This is a genomic window from Synergistaceae bacterium (genome assembly GCA_017450125.1).
Classification (GTDB): domain Bacteria; phylum Synergistota; class Synergistia; order Synergistales; family Aminobacteriaceae; genus JAFUXM01.
Window position 1 is genome coordinate 118,119 of record JAFSWZ010000017.1, and the last position, 17,753, is coordinate 135,871.

Annotated in this window: 12 protein-coding genes; 4 read left to right on the forward strand and 8 right to left on the reverse strand. The window is 55.1% G+C overall.

What is annotated here, in order from left to right:
* The first annotated feature begins 5 nt into the window (after nt 1-5).
* The 3 genes from galE to rsmA are packed head-to-tail and all read left to right on the forward strand — an operon-like array spanning nt 6 to nt 3,001.
* Nucleotides 6-995 (forward strand): UDP-glucose 4-epimerase GalE, encoded by a 990-nt coding sequence (galE, locus tag IJT02_04020; GenBank protein ID MBQ7544091.1) that lies wholly within the window; start codon nt 6-8, stop codon nt 993-995.
* On the forward strand, nt 996-2,258 hold the full coding sequence (locus IJT02_04025; protein ID MBQ7544092.1) for a GGDEF domain-containing protein: 1,263 nt from the start codon (nt 996-998) through the stop codon (nt 2,256-2,258).
* Nucleotides 2,255-3,001, forward strand: coding sequence for a ribosomal RNA small subunit methyltransferase A (rsmA, locus tag IJT02_04030; protein MBQ7544093.1), 747 nt, complete (start codon nt 2,255-2,257; stop codon nt 2,999-3,001). The genes IJT02_04025 and rsmA overlap by 4 nt, the downstream gene beginning before the upstream one ends.
* A 33-nt stretch (nt 3,002-3,034) precedes the next feature.
* Here the strand turns inward: rsmA and IJT02_04035 are convergent, their stop codons facing one another.
* From IJT02_04035 to lysA, 8 genes are all read right to left on the reverse strand, one after another.
* Nucleotides 3,035-4,096 (reverse strand): hypothetical protein, encoded by a 1,062-nt coding sequence (locus IJT02_04035; protein MBQ7544094.1) that lies wholly within the window; start codon nt 4,094-4,096, stop codon nt 3,035-3,037.
* Nucleotides 4,096-4,773, reverse strand: a complete 678-nt coding sequence (locus tag IJT02_04040) for a ParA family protein (protein MBQ7544095.1) — start codon at nt 4,771-4,773, stop codon at nt 4,096-4,098. Before IJT02_04040 ends, IJT02_04035 begins: the two co-directional genes overlap by 1 nt.
* Nucleotides 4,774-4,797: 24 nt before the next feature.
* The gene (locus IJT02_04045) at nt 4,798-5,646 is read right to left on the reverse strand and encodes an EamA family transporter (protein MBQ7544096.1); all 849 of its coding nucleotides are present in this window, start codon (nt 5,644-5,646) and stop codon (nt 4,798-4,800) included.
* Nucleotides 5,647-5,648: 2 nt separating this feature from the next.
* A complete protein-coding gene (locus tag IJT02_04050; GenBank protein MBQ7544097.1) occupies nt 5,649-6,269 on the reverse strand; it encodes a phosphoribosylanthranilate isomerase in 621 nt (206 codons plus the stop codon).
* 77 nt (nt 6,270-6,346) lie between these two features.
* Entirely contained in the window at nt 6,347-7,810 is a 1,464-nt protein-coding gene (locus tag IJT02_04055; GenBank protein MBQ7544098.1) for a Na+/H+ antiporter NhaC family protein, read from the reverse strand.
* Nucleotides 7,811-7,870: 60 nt separating this feature from the next.
* Nucleotides 7,871-13,147 (reverse strand): flagellar filament capping protein FliD, encoded by a 5,277-nt coding sequence (fliD, locus tag IJT02_04060; GenBank protein MBQ7544099.1) that lies wholly within the window; start codon nt 13,145-13,147, stop codon nt 7,871-7,873.
* A 66-nt stretch (nt 13,148-13,213) separates the two neighbouring features.
* The gene (locus tag IJT02_04065; protein ID MBQ7544100.1) at nt 13,214-14,122 is read right to left on the reverse strand and encodes an Rpn family recombination-promoting nuclease/putative transposase; all 909 of its coding nucleotides are present in this window, start codon (nt 14,120-14,122) and stop codon (nt 13,214-13,216) included.
* A gap of 1 nt (nt 14,123) precedes the next feature.
* Entirely contained in the window at nt 14,124-15,398 is a 1,275-nt protein-coding gene (gene lysA, locus IJT02_04070; GenBank protein ID MBQ7544101.1) for a diaminopimelate decarboxylase, read from the reverse strand.
* 85 nt (nt 15,399-15,483) lie between these two features.
* Here lysA and IJT02_04075 point away from each other — a divergent pair, with 85 nt between their 5' ends.
* On the forward strand, nt 15,484-17,658 hold the full coding sequence (locus IJT02_04075) for a dynamin family protein (protein ID MBQ7544102.1): 2,175 nt from the start codon (nt 15,484-15,486) through the stop codon (nt 17,656-17,658).
* Nucleotides 17,659-17,753 lie beyond the last annotated feature (95 nt).

A 17,753-nucleotide genomic window follows, 5' to 3' on the forward strand; every position in this document is an offset into this window, starting at 1 on the left:
TCAGCATGGCAGTATTGATTTGCGGAGGGGCGGGCTATGTAGGTTCGCACAACGTGAGGGCATTCATCGAGCGGGGCGAAGAAGTCATCGTAGTCGACAGCCTTGAGACGGGACACAGGGCATCAGTCCCTGAGGGCATCAAGTTCTACAAGGGCGACATCAGGAACGGAGAAGTCCTCGACCAGATTTTCACGGAGAACAAGATAGAAGCGGTCGTGCACTTCTGCGCGTATTCGCTGGTCGGCGAGAGCATGGAGAAGCCGCTCAAGTACTTCGACAACAACGTCGGCGGCATGATTTCGCTGCTCGAGGCAATGCACAGGCACGACATCAAGCGGATAATCTTCTCGTCGACGGCGGCAACCTACGGCGAGCCCAAGAGAGTACCCATCCTCGAGACAGACCCGACACAGCCCACCAACCCTTACGGCGAGAGCAAGCGCATCATGGAAAAGATGATGAAGTGGGTCAGCTCACAGCACGGGATACATTACGTGTCGCTGCGCTACTTCAACGTTGCCGGAGCGTGGCACGACGGGACGATAGGCGAAGACCACAAGGTAGAGACGCACCTTATCCCCCTCATCCTTCAGGTGCCGCTGGGCAAGCGCGAACACATCACGGTTTACGGCGACGACTACGACACTCAGGACGGGACGTGCATACGCGACTACATCCACGTTGAGGATTTGGCGAGGGCGCACATCATGGCACTCGACTACCTCAGGAACGGCGGCGAAAGCTCAATCTTCAACTTGGGGAGCGGCGACGGGTATTCGGTGATGGAGATGATTACGGCGGCACGGAAGGTTACAGGCCACCCGATACCTGCGGTCATTGGAACAAGAAGGCCCGGAGACCCTGCGCGCCTCGTTGCGGACTCCACGAAGGCACACGAGATACTTCACTGGCAGCCCGAAATCGTCAAGATGGAGGACATCATTGCGACGGCCTGGAAGTGGCACAAAGGCCACCCCAACGGCTACGGAGACTAAATGAGCGTATGGAGCGGAGTCCTGGACAGCTGCCCGGGGCTTCTGTGCTGCGTGGTCAACATCAAGGGACGCTTGATCTACGCGACTCACGGCTACAAAGCCATAGCCTTGAGGCTGTTCGGGCATTCGTGCGAGGAAGGCAGGAACTATCCTCCCCTCATCACCACAAATGACCGCGAGATTCACGATGCACTTACTGCGGCGTGTCTGGGCGAGACGAACGCAATCGAGTTCTCTGAACGCAGCAACGTCTGGGAACTCACTGCTTCGCCCTTGAGGCTCATCGAGGACGGAGAGAGCAAGATAGCCGGTGTGGTGATACGTGTGGCTTCCGCGTCGGGGACTGTCCAGCCTCAGCCGCAGATAATCCGCAGCAACCCCAACGTACTCGAGGCAGTGCCTTTCCGGGCGTGCGTTGTTGACAACGACGGGTTAATCTTGGCCGCGAACCGTTTTCTGTCTGCGGGGCTGGGGCTTGATCCGTCGGGCAGCAGCATAACCGACATTCTAGAGCCGGACGACAGCGCGGAGCTTCAGCAGGCGATCGCGAAACATTCAGGCTCTGCAGAGTGCAGGATGTCGGACATGACGGAGCACGAGACGTTCTACCAGTTCACGCCGGAAGAAGTGTATCTCGATGCGGCACTGAACGACATTCCGCCAAGAGAGCAGACGGACGCGAGGCTGTTCCGCGTTCACGCGAGCCCCATCGAGTGGAACGGCGGGCAGTCATCACTGCTGTCGTTCGAGGACGTAACGGACACTAAGCACGTTCAGGGACAGCTGCGGCGGCTTCTGACGTTCGACACGAGAACCGGCATCCTCAACAGGCGCGGGCTTGAACACATGCTTGTGCGCGAGATAGGGCATTCCGTGAGGAGCGGAGAGCCTCTGAGCCTCATTGCGCTTTCTCCCGACAGCTTGAAGCGCGTAACTGAAGCAGAAGGTTACGTTGCAGGAGAGAGGATGATACGTAACTTCGTGTGGACGATAAAAGACTTCATCAACGACAGAGCCGAGAGCGTCGCGGCACGTTTCAGCCGTGAAGAGTTCATGATTCTCGCGCACTGTCCGGGAGCTGTCGCGGTAATCATGGCGAACGAGATTCGCGCACGTGCAGAGAGCATCCCGGTGAGCGCGGGAGTGGCAGATTTCTCCGTCGGAGTGTACTCGGGAGTGAGCGAGTTTGTTGCGGCGGCGTACGACACGATGAACAAAGCGCGTGCTGAGGGCGGAAACGTTACCGTTCTTGCTGGAAGATGAAGGCACTTAAGCGGTGGGGTCAGAATTTTCTTGTGGACAGGAACATTCTTGCCCTGATGGTGAAGCGTGCTGACGTTAGGGAGGATGACTGCGTCCTCGAGGTCGGGCCTGGACACGGAGTGCTGACGCGCGCACTGCTTGAGGCTGGGGCGGGGTGTGTTCATGCCGTCGAGGTTGACGAGAGATTACGGCCTGAGCTTGAGGAGCTTTCGCGTGCGGACAGCCGCCTTCACCTTCACTGGGGGGACGCGGTGAAATTCCCCTATGCCTCGCTCACTCCTTTCCCGAACAAAGTCATCGCCAACATCCCCTACAACATAACGACTCCTCTTGTCTGGGAGCTCCTGAAGTTTGCTGGCGAAGGCCTCACTTATCACCTGTACATGCTGCAGAAGGAAGCGGCCTTGAGGCTCACAGCCCCTGCGGACACGAAAGCGCGCTATCCTCTCGGCGTGTGCATCGAGGCAATGGGCAGAGCCTGCATCGTGCGGAACGTTCCGCCGGAATGTTTCCGCCCTGTGCCTGAGGTTGACTCGGCAGTAACGGAGATAGTCATCACGCGTAATTTTTCGCTGGCAGGTGATTCGGTGTGGAGTGAGCTTCTGCATCGTGGGTTTGCACACAGGCGCAAGACGCTCGCCAACAACCTCAAGGGCTTTGCGGAGGCCGGTGAACTTGGCCGGAAACGTGCTGAGGACTTGTCGTGTGATGAATGGCTGAAAATATATTCCTCCGTACGCTGATGTGTACATACGGAGGAATTGTTCTGCTGGCAGCTAGATAATCTCTATGCCGCTCTTGTCTTCTTCTGCAACTTCGTCGTCCTCGAGCATAGGAAGCTCCGTGAACGGCATCTTCTCTCCCTCTTCGGCTTCGTCGGGTTCTGGTGTCTCTTCCTCGTCGGGGAAGCCCTCAAAGTCTGCGGGAAGCTCATCAGCCTCCTCAATGAACGTCAGCGGTTCGGGGTTGTCCTCTGGTTCAGCGAGTTCTTCGGCGAAATCTTCTGCGTCCTGTACTGCCTCCTGAAGCTCAGTTATTCCCTCCTCGATTGTCTGGAAGGCTTCCGCTAGTTCGTCGTCGGGTTCTTTCGGGCCTTCGGGGATGAGGTCGCCTATCGTGTCTTCGGGCGTTGGTTCGTCGAGGACAGGTGCGGGTTCGGGCTTAGGTGTTGGTTCGGGCTCAGGCTGTGGCTCTGGCTCAGGCTCGGGCTCAGGTATGGGCTCGGGCTCGGGTTCAGGTTCAGGTTCAGGTTCAGGCTCAGGTTCTGGGATGGGCTCTGGTTCTGGTTCTGGCTCGGGCTCGGGTTCGGAGACCTGTTTGCTGATGTCCGTCAAGTCCTCGACGTGAACATCCTCCTCACTCACCGGCGAAAGCTCCACAACCTCACTCACCGGCAAATCCTCGAACTCATGCCCGCTCTGTACAACAGGAATTATCACCGCGATAACCTTCGTGTTCTTCCCATCGCCCGCCGCGTCGCGTATAGCCTTCACGACTTCGTTGTACAGCCACGAATGCCGTGTGTCCTTCTGCGGAATCACCTCGATGATCTCAGGCTCTTGCGCCTCTGCCTCTGGTTCTGGTTCTGGAGCAGGAGCTGGTGCTGGCTCGGGCTCGGGTTCAGGAGCGGGTGCTGGTGCTGGTTCTGGCTCTGAAGCAGGTGCTGATGTCCCCAAGAACCTGTCGGCAGAAAAATTCCCCTCCGCAGGCTTGCGCTTCGGAAGTCTGGGCTCAGGACGGTATGGTGTCGGGTCAAACCCGTTGTCCCTAAGCCACTCCGTCTCCTGCTGCTCAATAACTGAACGTATATTCTCCAGTGCTATTCGTCTTACACTCATTAGTCCTCACCTGCCGCGCCCTTCCACACTTCGTGAATATCCGTCTCGCCGTCGTTCATCCGATCCACTGCCTGAATTATCTTCTGGTACAGGCTCTCGTAAGGCTGGCGGCTTCGTGCCGTCAACCCCATCGACCAGATACGCCCGCTCGTGATGTTGTAGGGTATGCTCTTGTGCAGCGGAATGTCCTCCGCGACCGGGTAACCGCCGTCCTGTACGATCTGGTTGGCAACCTTCGCCATCGCTGAACCGTCAAAACCGAGCTTCACCAGAGGCAGCTGGGAACGCGACTTGCCGAATCTCTTCTCGGCTATTGCGGACAGCATCCCAAGAGGAGTCAGCGAGAAATAATCCGGCCTCACAGGAATCACGGTAACATCAGCGAAATCTATCGCGTGCAACGAAGTATCATCAAGGCTGGGCGGGCAGTCTATCACTATCCATTCTTCGGGAGCGTCCGCATCACTGTCCTCGAGGGTGTTCTTTGTGCGGAAGTGATCCCGGAAGCTGCTGTTCTTCAGGAAGTCAAACGCCGTAGTAAAATTCCCAGAAGGGTCAAGGTCTATCGCAAGCACTCTGTTGTGCCGCACTAAGGCCACCTGCGCCAATATTACCGCTATGGTCGTCTTCCCTACACCGCCTTTGCGGTTGAACACTGCCACTGCAATTTTGGACATCGTTATTATCACCTGTATGTATAGTTATTCTGATTTTGCCATTATGATAATTGATATTAGCACAACTGCAACCCCGATAAAGTTTGCAGTCCCGATTCTCTCGCCGTACACCATCGTTCCGAGCAGAACCGCCGTAACTGGTTCTATCGAGGCAATGACCGGCACTCTGCTTGTGTCGTCAACTTTCTTCAAGCCGATATAATACACCAGATACGCAATTGCTGTAGGTATCAGCGCGTACAGGAACGCCAGCCCGACAATTCCCCCACTTGCCGACAGTTCCGGCCGAAGGAACGCGAACAGGAACAACGCACCGGCAAGATTGCTGTACATGCTCACAATGTCAGGCTCTGTACGTTCGCCAGCCATGCGCCCGAAGATTGCCGCCATTCCGTAGCCGAATCCTGAGCCCAAACCCATAATCACGCCCCAAACGTTCACGCCCGAACCCGAGAAGTCCCCGCCCGTTACGGTGAGGATACAGCCGATTATGTTCACGAGGAGGGCACAGACCTTCACGCGCGAAAATCTCTCGCGGAAGAATATCCGTGAGGCAATCGCTGTGAAGACCGGCGCAGTGTACATCAGGACGCAGGCTATGCCCATGCCGTTGATGCGGATTGATTCCGTGTAAAAGATGTTGAACGCTCCCTGTGAGACGAGGCCTAGAAGCACGCACGAGATAAGAGCTTTTCTGTCGGTCAGGATTATTCCTCTGCCGTGCCTGAAGAGCGAAACCGCCAGCATTATCACGAACGCAAAAGAGATTCTCAGCACGCAGATAAGTGCGGGTGAAGCACCGAGAGACGACAAGCCCTTAACGAACAGGCCGATAGTCCCCCAAAGTACTCCGGCAATGAAGATGAGAAGCATCGTTAAGCGTTCCTGCCCTTGTAGTTCCTTACGGCAAGGATGAACTTCATGCACTTGCGGTAGTCCTTGAGCCTGCTGGACTCGACTCCTGTGCTCACGTCGAGCGCGAAAGGCTGGGGAGAAAGGTCAAGTGCCTGCTGTATGTTGTCGGGGGTAAGTCCGCCCTTGAGGAAGTAGGCGCGTCTCTTCGACGAACCGATGAATGACCAGTCGAACGTGTGTCCGCCGCCCTCTCCGCCGTCAAGCATGACGTAATCCGCCGTAGTGTACATCGCACGTTCAGCGTCCATCGCAGTATTGACCTTGAAGGAACGTATTATCGGGCATCTGGTGTATTCACGGAGCGCGGCTATGTATTCGCCGGTCTCAGCACCCCTGAGCTGTATCATGTCCAGCCCGGCAGTCTCTACAGCAAGTGCTACCTGTTCCAGCTTGGCGTTCTCGAAGACACCGACAGCCTTGATGCTCCTCTTCAGCTTCGCGCGAAGATACCCGGCATGTTCGGGGGCAATGAACCTCTTGCTCTTGGATGCAAAGACAAACCCGACGTAATCGGGATTAAGTTCGTTCATGATTCCTATTTCGACATCGTGGGATATTCCGCAGATTTTCACTTTCGCCATTAATGCCTCTCCTGTGCATAATAAAAGCAGAGCCCGTTGATTCACAAGCCCTGCTGAAATTATATCAGGTATTTGCCTTATTCTTTCACCAGCTGAACCTCAGGCTCGCGCGGAAGTCCGAACAGCGGAATAAACCTGTCAAGCCCGGTGAGTGTCAGCAGAAGCATCGATAGCACCGCTATCCACGCAAGGTAGTTGTGCATGATGATGTCCCCTATGCTGATTGCTCCCTCAGCCATCGGGTAGACCGCGTAGATTATTCCAGCGAAGAACGCAAGGTACACGTGCCACGGGATTAACTGCGAGCCGAAGACTCCCATTGCGTCGGCAAAAGTTGCGTTGCGGAGTGCGAGCTTGTACATTGCCTTAGGGTCTCCCTTGACGTTGCGTTCAGTGAGGTCCTTGATGATGGGGCTGATGGTAACTATCTGCGCCATCTCGTCAGCAAGAGCCGCGTTGCCCACGAGGCAAAGCAGTCCGTTCGCGAACATTAACTGTTTCACGCTGTGCGCGCAGCTCATTACGACTTTGGCGATAGCTCCGAACGCGTCCATCCTGCGCATAACTCCGCCGAAGGCCGCAATCCACAGCATCATCACCACAACCCAGCTTCCTGCGTCCGCAAAGCTCGACTGCACCATCTCGAGGAATTTGCTCAGGCTCGTTACTGTCCCGGCGAAGTACCCGCAGACCAGCGAGCCCAGAATACCAGTGCTGAGGCACACGAGCGTGTTCACTCCGGCTCCGGCCAAGACCAAGACGGCAATCAGCGGAATGACCATGTAGTACGGTACTCCTGCCTTGACCTGGTTAAGCAGTGTAACCGCCGCAGGACGCTTCTCCTGCAGTGCATCCCACACCGACTGCGGAATCTGTGCAATGGCTTCGTTGGGATTGCCGACCGTGTCGGGAAGTCCCATGTTCACCGCCGCGTACCAGAACGCCGCCGCTCCCGCAAGAAGGCACAGGAACGACCACACTCCCTGATGCCTGACCCTGTCCGTAATCTGCACTCCCTGCAGAGACGAGCTCACGACCGTTGTATCAGAGATAAGTCCGATGTTGTCGCCGAAGCATGAACCGCCCGCGATTGCCGCAATCGTGAGAACGTTTGAGCCGCCTACGATGTGGTTCAGCCACAGGAAGATGGGTGCACATGCCGCGAAAGTTCCCCACGACGTGCCGGTCGCTATCGACAGGATGGAGGTTACTATCATCGCGGTCATGGCTACGTGCTTGGCGGTGAGGCCGAGAGACAACGCCATGTTGATGATTGACGCGGCTACTCCCGTTTCCATGAAACACGTCGCTACTGCGTAGGCAAGCTGCAGGATGAGGAAGACTAACACGATGTGCTTCATGCTCTCGACGGCGGAGTCCATGAGGTCATTGAAGCGTACGCGTGCGACGAGGATTCCGATTATCAGCGCGTAAATCAGCGTTATCGGAGCGGCAAGGAGAATGTCAAGCCCGAAGCCTACGCTGCCGTTCATCAGCAGACCGAGAACGATAACGGGGCTCAACTTCAGCAAAGCTATCATGATGAAAATTCACTCCCTGAAAAGATAGAAATTTCCGGCTATTGTACCAGAAAAACCGCCCTATGATGATGAACTCGAACTGCTGTTGTTGCTGCTAGAGTTGTTCATCATGCTCAGTATCGAGGCGATGGAGCTTGCCTGCTGAGAGAGCTTCGCGATGTTCTGTTCTGCGGCCGCGTACTGTTTGCGCAACGCTTCTTCCTGACGGTCAAGCCTGTCCTGATACTTCTCGAGGTACTCGTCAATAGAGGCTATGCGCGTGTCGAGGTCGTCTATCTGCCGTGAGAGCGTCCCCTTAGTCTCTCCGCTCGCAGAAGTGTTGATCATCGACTTCGTCCACGAGTCCATCTGGTTCGCGAACATGAGCATTAACTCCTGAACCTCGTCGGCATTGTCCTCGAGCGCGTCCATGAACTTGCTCTCGTCGAACTCTAGTTCTCCGCTCTTGCCGTAATCCGTTGACGTTGTAGCAAGCCCGACCTGGAACAAGCCCCTGTAGGTGTAGTTCACCTTGAGGGCATTCATTGCCGCAGTGCCGGACATCGTGATTGTCTCGTCGCCCGTTGAGGAGAGAACCAGCTTGTCGTTCTCGATGCTGGCCTTCAGGAGGGGGCTTTCTCTCTCGCGGCCGGTCTCGTCGTAGAAGTTGCTGTGCATCTCGGGATTGTCCTTGTCGTTAATCATGTCAACAACGTCCTGAAGCGTGTAGCTCGGCAGTATCGACAAATCCATGTACGTGCCCGCAATGCGAAGCCGTAACGTTGCGTCGTTAATCAGGCCGTTCGTCGCCATCGTGCCGTAAACTTCCTCGTTGCCCGTCCTCTGCGTGAATGCGAAGGTGAAGCTCTGAGCCATGAGGTCGCGCATCTGGCTCTTCGTCTGGCGCAGAAGCGAATTTCCGTGAAGGAGACCCCACCTCATCCTGAAGTCGTCGCTGTCGACTGTTGCCGCAGTGTCCTTGTCGACTTCTGATTCAGTCATGCGGGTGTTCATCCACTGCATCAGGCTATTGTAGTTATCAGTGAAGGTGTTGATGGCTTCTACTGCCTTTTCCGCGTCCTGGAAAATGTCAATGCTGACTGAGCCGACGTTCTTGAGGTGCAGAGTTACACCCTTAAGAAGTTCGTTGCCGTAGGCCTCGCCGATGTCGTTGCTGTCGCGCTCAATGTCAGTCTCGCCGTCAATTGACAGTATGGCGTTGTGTGCTTCCGTGATGTTCTCCTCGTCGCTCAGGCCGAGTGCCGCAAGAATCTTACCGTCGCTGTCGTCGGTGAGGGTAAAGGTGTTCTGCGTGTACTCGTACTCTACTGTTACTTCATCGCCGTATGAAGGCAGGTTGGTTCTGCTGGTCTGTGTCGGCACCATCCACCTGAAGTTGAAGACATCAGCGGTGCCGTCCTCGTAGAACTTCGTGCCCTTCGTGATGTCCACAGAGTACGTGCCTCTGATTCTCGCCCTTCCGTCGAAGCCGTCTGAGGCCGCGTCAGTGTCCCATTTTATGCTGAGGCCGTCGCCGTAAGACACGCTGAGGTTTCCGTCCGCCTTCGTCATGCCCAGCTTCTTCATGTCCAGAACATCAGTTGCGTTCCTCGTCGCTGTGTATGTTGCTTCTGAACCGTTCGCCGCCGTGAAGTTTATCGTGTACGTTGAGCCGGGCGTAGGGTAGAACCACTCGGAGAGAGCATCTTCACCAGTCCGCCACTCTATTGTTGCGCGGTCGTCCTCATCCTCGCCTAAGTCGTAATCTATCCCCTCAAAGAACGTCTTTGCGCCTTGAGTTATCGTTGTAGAGCCGAGCTCCATCTCTGACTTTGTGGGGTATGTCGCGCCGGAAGTTATCGTGAAGCCGTAGCTTCCTGCCGCGCGCGTCCCAGCGAATTTCTGCGTGCCGTTCTCGGGTGAAGTTACGTAGACGTTGTAGGAAGCGGCATTCGTGTTGTCCTGCGACTCCCAGAGTGAACGCGTTGTGATTGAGGCTGTTGTCCCGTCGCTGGTGAGGTTGTAGAGCGTGGTCTTGTTGTTCTTGACGACCTTGATGGTGTAAGTTCCGGCCGCAAGAGTGCTCCCGTCCTCCATCGCGAAACGTGCATTCCCGTCATTGTTTGCGTCTATCGTGAAGCCTGTTACCGCGTCGCCGTTGCTGTCAGTTACGGTTATTGACCTTGCTCCGTCGAAAGCAGTGGAGTAATTCGCCGCTCTTCCTCCGCCGGAAAGCCATCGTACAGAGCCGTTGTCGTCTATCGTGAAGTCTGACCCCATCAAGTACGTTTCTGACTCGTTAGCGTTTGTGATGCGCACCTCTGTAGCCGCTCTGAGCACGGCATTGATTGAGGCAACTGATGACGTGTCGGGGTTTATCGTGTCGGAAACAGAACGTGTTATCGTGGTGTTGATGACTTCACTGCCTTCTTTGCCCCTGCCGGTGTAGGTGAGAGTGAAGTTCGCTGAGGGGTGGTCTCCTCCGCCTATCCACTCGATGACAGCGTTGTGTTCTTCGCTGTCGGCATCTACGTTGTCGCCCTGAACTATCCTGTAGTCCGTGCCGTACTCGTATGTCTTGCCGCCGTCGGAAAGCGTGAAGGATGAAGCCAGCTTGCTGTCAATGTCTTCCTGAGAAGCAGTTGACTTTATGCTTCTGTCATTGAGAATCTGCTCCCAGCTCAGCATGTCTCCGCCGAAGTTCCCTGAGCCTTCATCCACATACAGGAAGAGGTTCTGAGTTGCGGGGGCGGGGCTGTAAGTTCCGTTCATCTCGAGCGCGCTGAATGCCTCGTACGTCAGCGTGTAGGTGCTTCCGCTTGCCGGGCGCGAAGACAGGTCATCAGCCAGCCAGTACAGAGTCCCGTCGCTGTTCAGAATGAAGTCCGTGTCGTATTCGTATGTTTTGCCTGTCGAATCGGTGATTACTAGGGTTGAGGGATTAGAGTAGACCGAGCCGAGCAGGGTGGTTACAGATTGTCCTGCGGTGTTTGACAGCGTCAGATTGCTGGCCGACGCTCCTGAGCCTCCATCATCGTTGTAGCTTATCTGGAACGTAACATCAGACGAGGGCTTTGCGGGTTTCGTGCGTATCCACTCTATTTTTCCGTCGTCGGTGATTGTGTAGTCCTCACCGTATTCGTACGTCTTAGAGCCGCTTGAGATTGACAGTATGTCTTCATCATCGTAATCATACGGGTCTACGGTTATCCCGGAAAGAATCGACGACAGGGACTTATCCTCATCAGATGAATGTACGGTTGCGGATTTCGTCTCTTTGAGCGTATACGACAGGCCGAACGTAAAGCTCTTTCCGTCCGACGGAGCTTTTTGCCAGCCCAGAGTGCTTATGCCTTTGTCGGCTGTGTAGGCGGTTACGATCTTGTTGGCGTTGGCGATTGTGTTTGTGTCGTTCAGCCATTCAACGTGGTAGCCAGAGCCCGAGTCCCTGACACGAAGGACGTAATCCCTGCCGTACTCGTAGCTTTTGCCGTCAGCGTCCGTCATTGTGAGCAGGGATGGATCGCTGGGGTCAATGTATGTGCGTATCACGTTGTCGCCGTCAAGGAGCGTCTTCGTCGTGAGGGTTGCGGTTGTGCCGTGCTCTGCCTTGTACGCTTTGGCGTAGTTCTCCGCGAGCTCCTCGAACTGTGCATCTGTGAGGTCGACAGGGTCAGCAGCTGTATTCCACGCAATGGACTTGTTGCCGCTGCCATCCGTCTCTATCGTGTACTCTTCGCCCTCAACGTAGGTCTTGCCTCCGCTGGTTATGATTATGTCGCTGATTGTGCCCGTATCTGTAATGCCGTTGTTCTCCGTAACACTATTGGTGAGAGAGAACGACGCAGAAGCAATGTCCGTTACCGGGTTAAGGACTTCACCGCTGAAAGTTTTTCCCGTCTTGTTCTGGTAGTCCTCAACGTATGAGTGTGTGTTGCCGTCGCTGTCGGTGTAAGTGTCGCTCGCATTGGAGAGGATGAGCGTACCGTCCGTGCTTTTACTAAAGACGTAATCCCTGCCGTAAACGTATTCAGTTCCGTCAATCGTAAGAGAAGGCTCGTAGCCGTCAGCAAAAGTTACGTACTGAATGCCTGTCGGAGAAGCATCGATGGCAGATGCACCCTCAAGAGCTGACATCTGGCTGAAGTTCATTGACGAGACAGTCGCTGCGTTCGTGTTGCCGGAAGCTGCGGAGAAACTTCCAGCCGTCAGAGAAGCCAGCTCCCTCTTATAGCTCACAGTGTACGAAGCAGGAGGCAAGTCCGTTTTTACGCCCGCAACGTCATAGGTCTCGTCAGTCTCTTTGCTGTACTTCACCGTGTACGTGCTGGGCTCTGCTGTGTCCGCCTCTTCCTCGTTCCACACAACGCGCCCGTTCTTCAGCGTGAAGTCCTCCCCGTAAGCGTAAGTGTTTCCGTCGGAGTCCGTAATCTTCACGCGCGAGCCCAGTGTCCCGCCGTCCGTTATCGTGAAGCCAGAAATCTGTGCCTCGCTGCTCCCGTAAGTCCCCGACGCTGAGTACACATCACCGGCGGCCATCGTGTACTTCACGTCCATACTCCCGCCGAGCTCGACTTCCGGGCCTGTGTCGCTCTGCTTCCAGCGTATCTGGTTGCCGTTGGCGATGACGTAGTCCGTTCCGCGAGTGTACACAGTTCCGTTGCTGCTGACGCTGAAGTTTCCCGAGCCGTCGTTGGCCAAGTTCTGCAGAGTGCTTACAGGACTGCCGGTGTAGCGTAAAGTCTCTGAAGCGGAAGTTACTCCGAGCCCCGTATTGTTGCTCCTGATGATTAGCCTGCTGTCCACAACTGAAGCTGTGAGGTTGACGGAATTATCGAGGGTGCTAATCGTGTTGTTGATGCGGGACTTCAAGGACTGCAGCGAGTCTGTGGATCTCACGTCAATACCTATCTTCTGGCCTCCGGCGTTGATGAATATCTTTCCGGGATTGGTTACTCCGCCGCTGGAGAGTGCAGAAGCTATCGTCGAGCCGGTTATCTGTTTTGTGCGGTTGGTCTGGGCTGTGGCTATCTGCTTCACTTCGAGGTCGTACACGTTGACCTGCGCGTCGGCGTTCACGGTTGCGGTGAGAATCTTCTTGTACGAGCCAGTTCCTTCCGTGCGCTCAATCTCTATGTCTTTGGCCTTGTAGGTTGACGGCAGCTTCAGCGTGGAGAGTGATGACTGTATCGACTGCACCATCACCTTCATTTCTTCGAACAGCGTCTTCTTGTTCTTGAGGTCGGTGCGCTTGGCTACCTGGACTTGTGCGGGCTTGGCGGCAGATGTAATTATCTCATCAATCATGCTCTCCCAGTCCATGCCGGAAACTACACCGTTAATGCTCATAGACGGCATAATGATTTAACCTCCTGTCATGAAATACTATCCTGTTCTCAGTATCGGTGAGGGGATTGACGCAGATTAGAGAGCGGAGAGTTCTTCAGCTGTCAGGCCTGTAATATCGTGAATAAACACGAAATCCATTCCTTTATCGAGCAACCGCCTTGCTGTGCTGAGCTGCATTCTGCGTTTCTCTTCCGCGCGTCCTTCTGCGCGTCCTTCTGCACGTCCTTCTGCACGCCCTTCTGCGCGTCCTTCCGCACGTCCCTTCGCAATGCTCTCATCAATGAGTTCCTGAGTGTCAAATCTAGCCTTCATATATTCCATCCTCCATGTTGTGCTCCGCTTTGCCCTCTCAAGCTCAGCGTCAAGATACTTAACGAACGGATCACCGCTCTTCGTGCCCATCACGAAATCAAGAAATGCTTTCAGTTCCGGGCTGGCCTCTCCGTTTCTGCCTTTAGCGTTCAGAAATACAGTAACTGCTCCGTCATTCAGTGCAAGACTCTTGTCCTCCGCGCAGTAGTTCCTGAAAGTATACACATACCTTCCTTCAGCGAACGGGTCAAACGTACAGATGAATATCACATACGCATCAGGAATCTCCCTGTACCTCTTCACGCTCGACTTATCCAGAATGTCGCTGCCTATAAGTGCGTGGTATGCCCTAGTCCGTCTCGGAATGTCCGGGTTGTTCGTGGTCTGTATCTCGATATTGTAGACTTTCCCGTTCTCGTCCTTAGCATAAACGTCTAAGCGTATGCCTCTCGATGTGATTGATTCCCGAAGAGGCTTCTGGATTTCCGCAAATTCTATCCTCCCGGATGCCGCTTCAGGAAGAATAATCTTCAGCAGTCCTCTGCACGCCTTCTTGCTCTTCATGACCTTGCCGAACATGAAATCATTAGCCAGCGTAAGATTCTCCCATTGTTCTTCGGGAGGCAGAACCAACGCTTCAAGTTCGGCATCCGTAACCTTCCTGCGCGCCAAACTACAGCACCTGCCCGCGTATCAGATCATCAAGGCTCTGGCGTTCAACAACAACACGTGCTTTCCCGTCCTCGACGAACACGACAGCCGGGCGCGGAAGGCAGTTGTAGCTGCTCGACATGCTGAAGGTGTAAGCCCCTGTGTTGTACAGCGCGATAATGTCTCCGGCCTCGAGGTAGGGCAGCTTCGCGTCCTCAATCAGAACGTCGCCGGACTCGCAGCATTTTCCCACGACCGAAACGTGAGTCCCGCCGTCCCTGTCGTAGGGCTGTGCGTCAGGCTCGGAGACCTTCACCGCCTCGTACTCCGCCTGATACAGCGCAACTCTCGGGTTGTCGGACATTCCGCCGTTCACTGCAATGTACGTTACGTGCGGAAGCTCCTTGATGTTCTCGACGGTGTAGAGCGTTATTCCCGCCTCAGAGACTATCCACCTGCCGGGCTCAATGATCACGCGCGGCATCTCGAGGCCGAGACGTTCACACCCTTCACTTAGAGCCTTCATCATCGGTTCTGTGTAGAACTCCGAATGCACCGACGGCACGCGCGGGCTGATTACTGTCCCGAAGCCTCCGCCCATGTTCAGCTCACGGACTGTGAAACCAAGCGAGTTTTTCAGTGTCTTCATGAGCTCGAGAATCTTGCCGATTGCCTTAACATAATCATTTGTGTCGAAGAGCTGAGAGCCTACGTGAAAGTGCAGCCCCCTAAGTTCGAGGTGTTTGCAGCTGAGCGCGTAGGTTATTGCGTCGGGGAGCATCGAGCCTTCATTCGGGAAGCCGAACTTGCTGCCGGTCTGCCCTGTCGCAATGTATGCATGAGTGTGTGCGTCAACTCCCGGTGCAACGCGTATAAATACCTTCTGGCGTTTTCCTTCTTCAGCCGCAAAATGTTCTATCGTTCTCAGTTCGTCGGGATGGTCAACGATTATCCTGCCGACTCCCGAGCGCACGGCGTACGCAATCTCTTCACGGCTCTTCGCGTTGCCGTTGAACTCTATCCATTCGGGAGGGAAGCCAGCACTTAATGCCGTGTACAGTTCTCCCATCGACACGACATCAAGACCCAGCCCCTCCTCCTGAATCACCTTGCAGACTGCACGCGTCATAAATGCTTTTGCCGCGTAACGTACCCTCGTATCCTCCCAGCGGTCGAGGAAGGTTGTACGCAGCTCCCTGCACCGTGCACGAATTATCCCCGTGTCGAAAACGTACAGCGGAGTCCCGAACCTTTCAGCGAGTTCCATGCAGCCAACGCCACCCCAGACAAGCCCCATTCTTCACAAACACTCCTTAATTGTCATGATATGATTTAGCGGTAAGATTATAGAGAAAATTTTTCGCAAAGGGTATCTATCAATTATGCTAAGCCTCTCTCAATGGGAACAGGATATATTTTCGCGTGCTCAGTCTCTCCCGGAACTGACAGTAATTTTTCCGTCAAGGGAGATATTCTTCTCGCCGACTCTTCTTGCCCGCCTTCACCTCTCCGAATCCGCAAGCCCCAAGACCCTCGACCAGTGGTACGAGCTGTGCAGTCCCGAAGACCACGCCGCAATCTCCCAGCTCGAACGCGCAATCTCAGGCCGCGAGAACTTTTTGTTCATCACGCGCAAACTCTATTGCGGGGACGGTGTCTTCAGGTCATTCAGGCTTGAAGCATTCATCATCAGGGACAGCAGAGGCCATCCCGTAAAGATGTTCGGGCGTGAAGTTCCGTCGCTGTCGGCGTGGCTTGAGGAGGCGGAGGACGGCGACACGATAGAGTACGGTGCTCATGTTCTGGAGGCTGTAGAGATCGGCGGCGTGAAAGTGCTGCGGGATCGCGGAGAGATTGAGGACATGCAGGACGAGAACCTGAGGCTACGGCGTGAGATTCAGAAACGTATATTCTCGCCTCTTCCGTCGTCAGTAACAGAGTACGAGGATTCGGGAAGTGATACCTTCCTGCGCAACACCCTCGAGGAGAACATCAGCCTTGCGTTGAACGTTCTGACGGGCAACAGCTACCTTAAGGCGTTAAAGCAGTCTCTCTCTGAACCGTCATTGACCGTCGGAATCTGCGGGCTTACAGGGAGCGGCAAGACATCATTAATGAACGCACTCTTAGGCGAAAAGCTGGTCTCTGAGGGGGCGCGGAACTCTCCGGGAATCCCGATACTCTGCCGCGAAGGTGAAACACGGAGCGCGACCGTGCATTATCAGGACGGCAGGACAGAGTCAGTGAGAGGCCGGAAACTCACGCGGTCATTCATGAAGAAGCTGCTCTCACTGCCCGGCGTTGTCAGGATAGAGGTTGTGATGCCCGGTGCACTTATCCCGCGCGGAGTATGCTTCATCGACACTCCGGGCTACGACTCGCTTGCTGGTTCGGGAGAAGCTGTGCTGAGGAACATTCTACCTGAACTCGACATGATAATTTACGTTACGCCGATACGTTCGGGGCTTAAGGGCTCTGACCGCGAATACATACACTTACTGATGAACGCAAACGGCAGGATGATTTTCGTGCTCTCACAGACTGACCTAGAGAGCGGAGACACTGAGGCCGGACGGATGGTCAGGAGCGCGGAGGCCAAGATTGCGGGAACTATTGAGGCGGTGCGCGCTGAACTGCTGAAGTTGTGCGGAAAAGATTTCGACATTGTGCCCGTTTCATCACGCAACGCCCTCGATAAGTTCTACGACAGAAATTCGCCCCTATGGGCCTCGTCGAACATTGATGGAGTCATCGAGTGCTTGCCGTCCTCTCCCGCTGAACGTGCGCTGGTTTTCCGTGCCGAACGTACCTTGAAGCTGCTGGATACCGCACTGGCCGGAAAAACTCTGAAGGGGTCTCCGCGCTGGAGGCTGCAGGAATACGCGGGCAACCTGCGCAAGCTGCTTCTTGGCCGCGAAGAGAGAGAGGAAGTGCACTCGTTCTCCCTGAGCGTCCGGCAGTCTCAGGAGGGCGGCAAAAACATCCTCTCTTCCCTCATAACTTCCCTGCGCGAACATGATTTCAGAAACCGCTTCTTCTCCCTTCCGGCATTCAGGCATGAACGCAACGTTATCCTTCTCAGTGCGGACAGAAGCCAGAGCCTCAGACTGTTAGCACGTCTTGCGCACAACCTTGCTTTTGAGGCATTGCCTGAAGGCAGCGTGAGTTCCCGTGAATGGCTGTGCTCGGGGCATAACGTACCGTTTGAGTGCATAAGCCTTCCCGTGATTCAGAGCGGAGAGACGTTCCTTGTTGCGCCGTCGGACTCCGAGATGCGCGGGAATGTGAACTGGCACAGCCTCATGAAGAGATTTACCCCAGTCGTGAGCGTTGACTTGGCGCGGATAGATTCGGGGCTGTCGGACTTGTCGCGGTCTCCGTACCTTACCGGCCTTGCGCTGAATGACTGGGTGCTGGCTTTCGGGAATGCGGGGCTGTTTGCGGCACGGCAGAAAGAGCTGGTGTCGCAGGTTCCGGCGCGCGTGAAGGAGTTTGTTGACGCTAGCGGCCTGAAGAGTCCCGGGTGGTTTATCTTCGAGAACTACAGGATATTCTGATATAATTTCCGTAGAAAGGAGCTTGATTTTCTTGACAAAGCCATATAATGATGATATAAGAGCAACGAGCAACGAGCAACGAGCAACGAGCAACG

Bases quoted from the DNA above. Each gene is read 5' to 3' on its own strand.
- IJT02_04075 (MBQ7544102.1), top strand. From the start codon at position 15,484: ATGCTAAGCCTCTCTCAATGGGAACAGGATATATTTTCGCGTGCTCAG.
- IJT02_04045 (MBQ7544096.1), bottom strand. From the start codon at position 5,646: ATGCTTCTCATCTTCATTGCCGGAGTACTTTGGGGGACTATCGGCCTG.
- fliD (MBQ7544099.1), bottom strand. From the start codon at position 13,147: ATGCCGTCTATGAGCATTAACGGTGTAGTTTCCGGCATGGACTGGGAG.
- IJT02_04035 (MBQ7544094.1), bottom strand. From the start codon at position 4,096: ATGAGTGTAAGACGAATAGCACTGGAGAATATACGTTCAGTTATTGAG.
- IJT02_04050 (MBQ7544097.1), bottom strand. From the start codon at position 6,269: ATGGCGAAAGTGAAAATCTGCGGAATATCCCACGATGTCGAAATAGGA.
- lysA (MBQ7544101.1), bottom strand. From the start codon at position 15,398: ATGGGGCTTGTCTGGGGTGGCGTTGGCTGCATGGAACTCGCTGAAAGG.
- galE (MBQ7544091.1), top strand. From the start codon at position 6: ATGGCAGTATTGATTTGCGGAGGGGCGGGCTATGTAGGTTCGCACAAC.
- IJT02_04055 (MBQ7544098.1), bottom strand. From the start codon at position 7,810: ATGATAGCTTTGCTGAAGTTGAGCCCCGTTATCGTTCTCGGTCTGCTG.
- rsmA (MBQ7544093.1), top strand. From the start codon at position 2,255: ATGAAGGCACTTAAGCGGTGGGGTCAGAATTTTCTTGTGGACAGGAAC.
- IJT02_04025 (MBQ7544092.1), top strand. From the start codon at position 996: ATGAGCGTATGGAGCGGAGTCCTGGACAGCTGCCCGGGGCTTCTGTGC.
- IJT02_04040 (MBQ7544095.1), bottom strand. From the start codon at position 4,773: ATGTCCAAAATTGCAGTGGCAGTGTTCAACCGCAAAGGCGGTGTAGGG.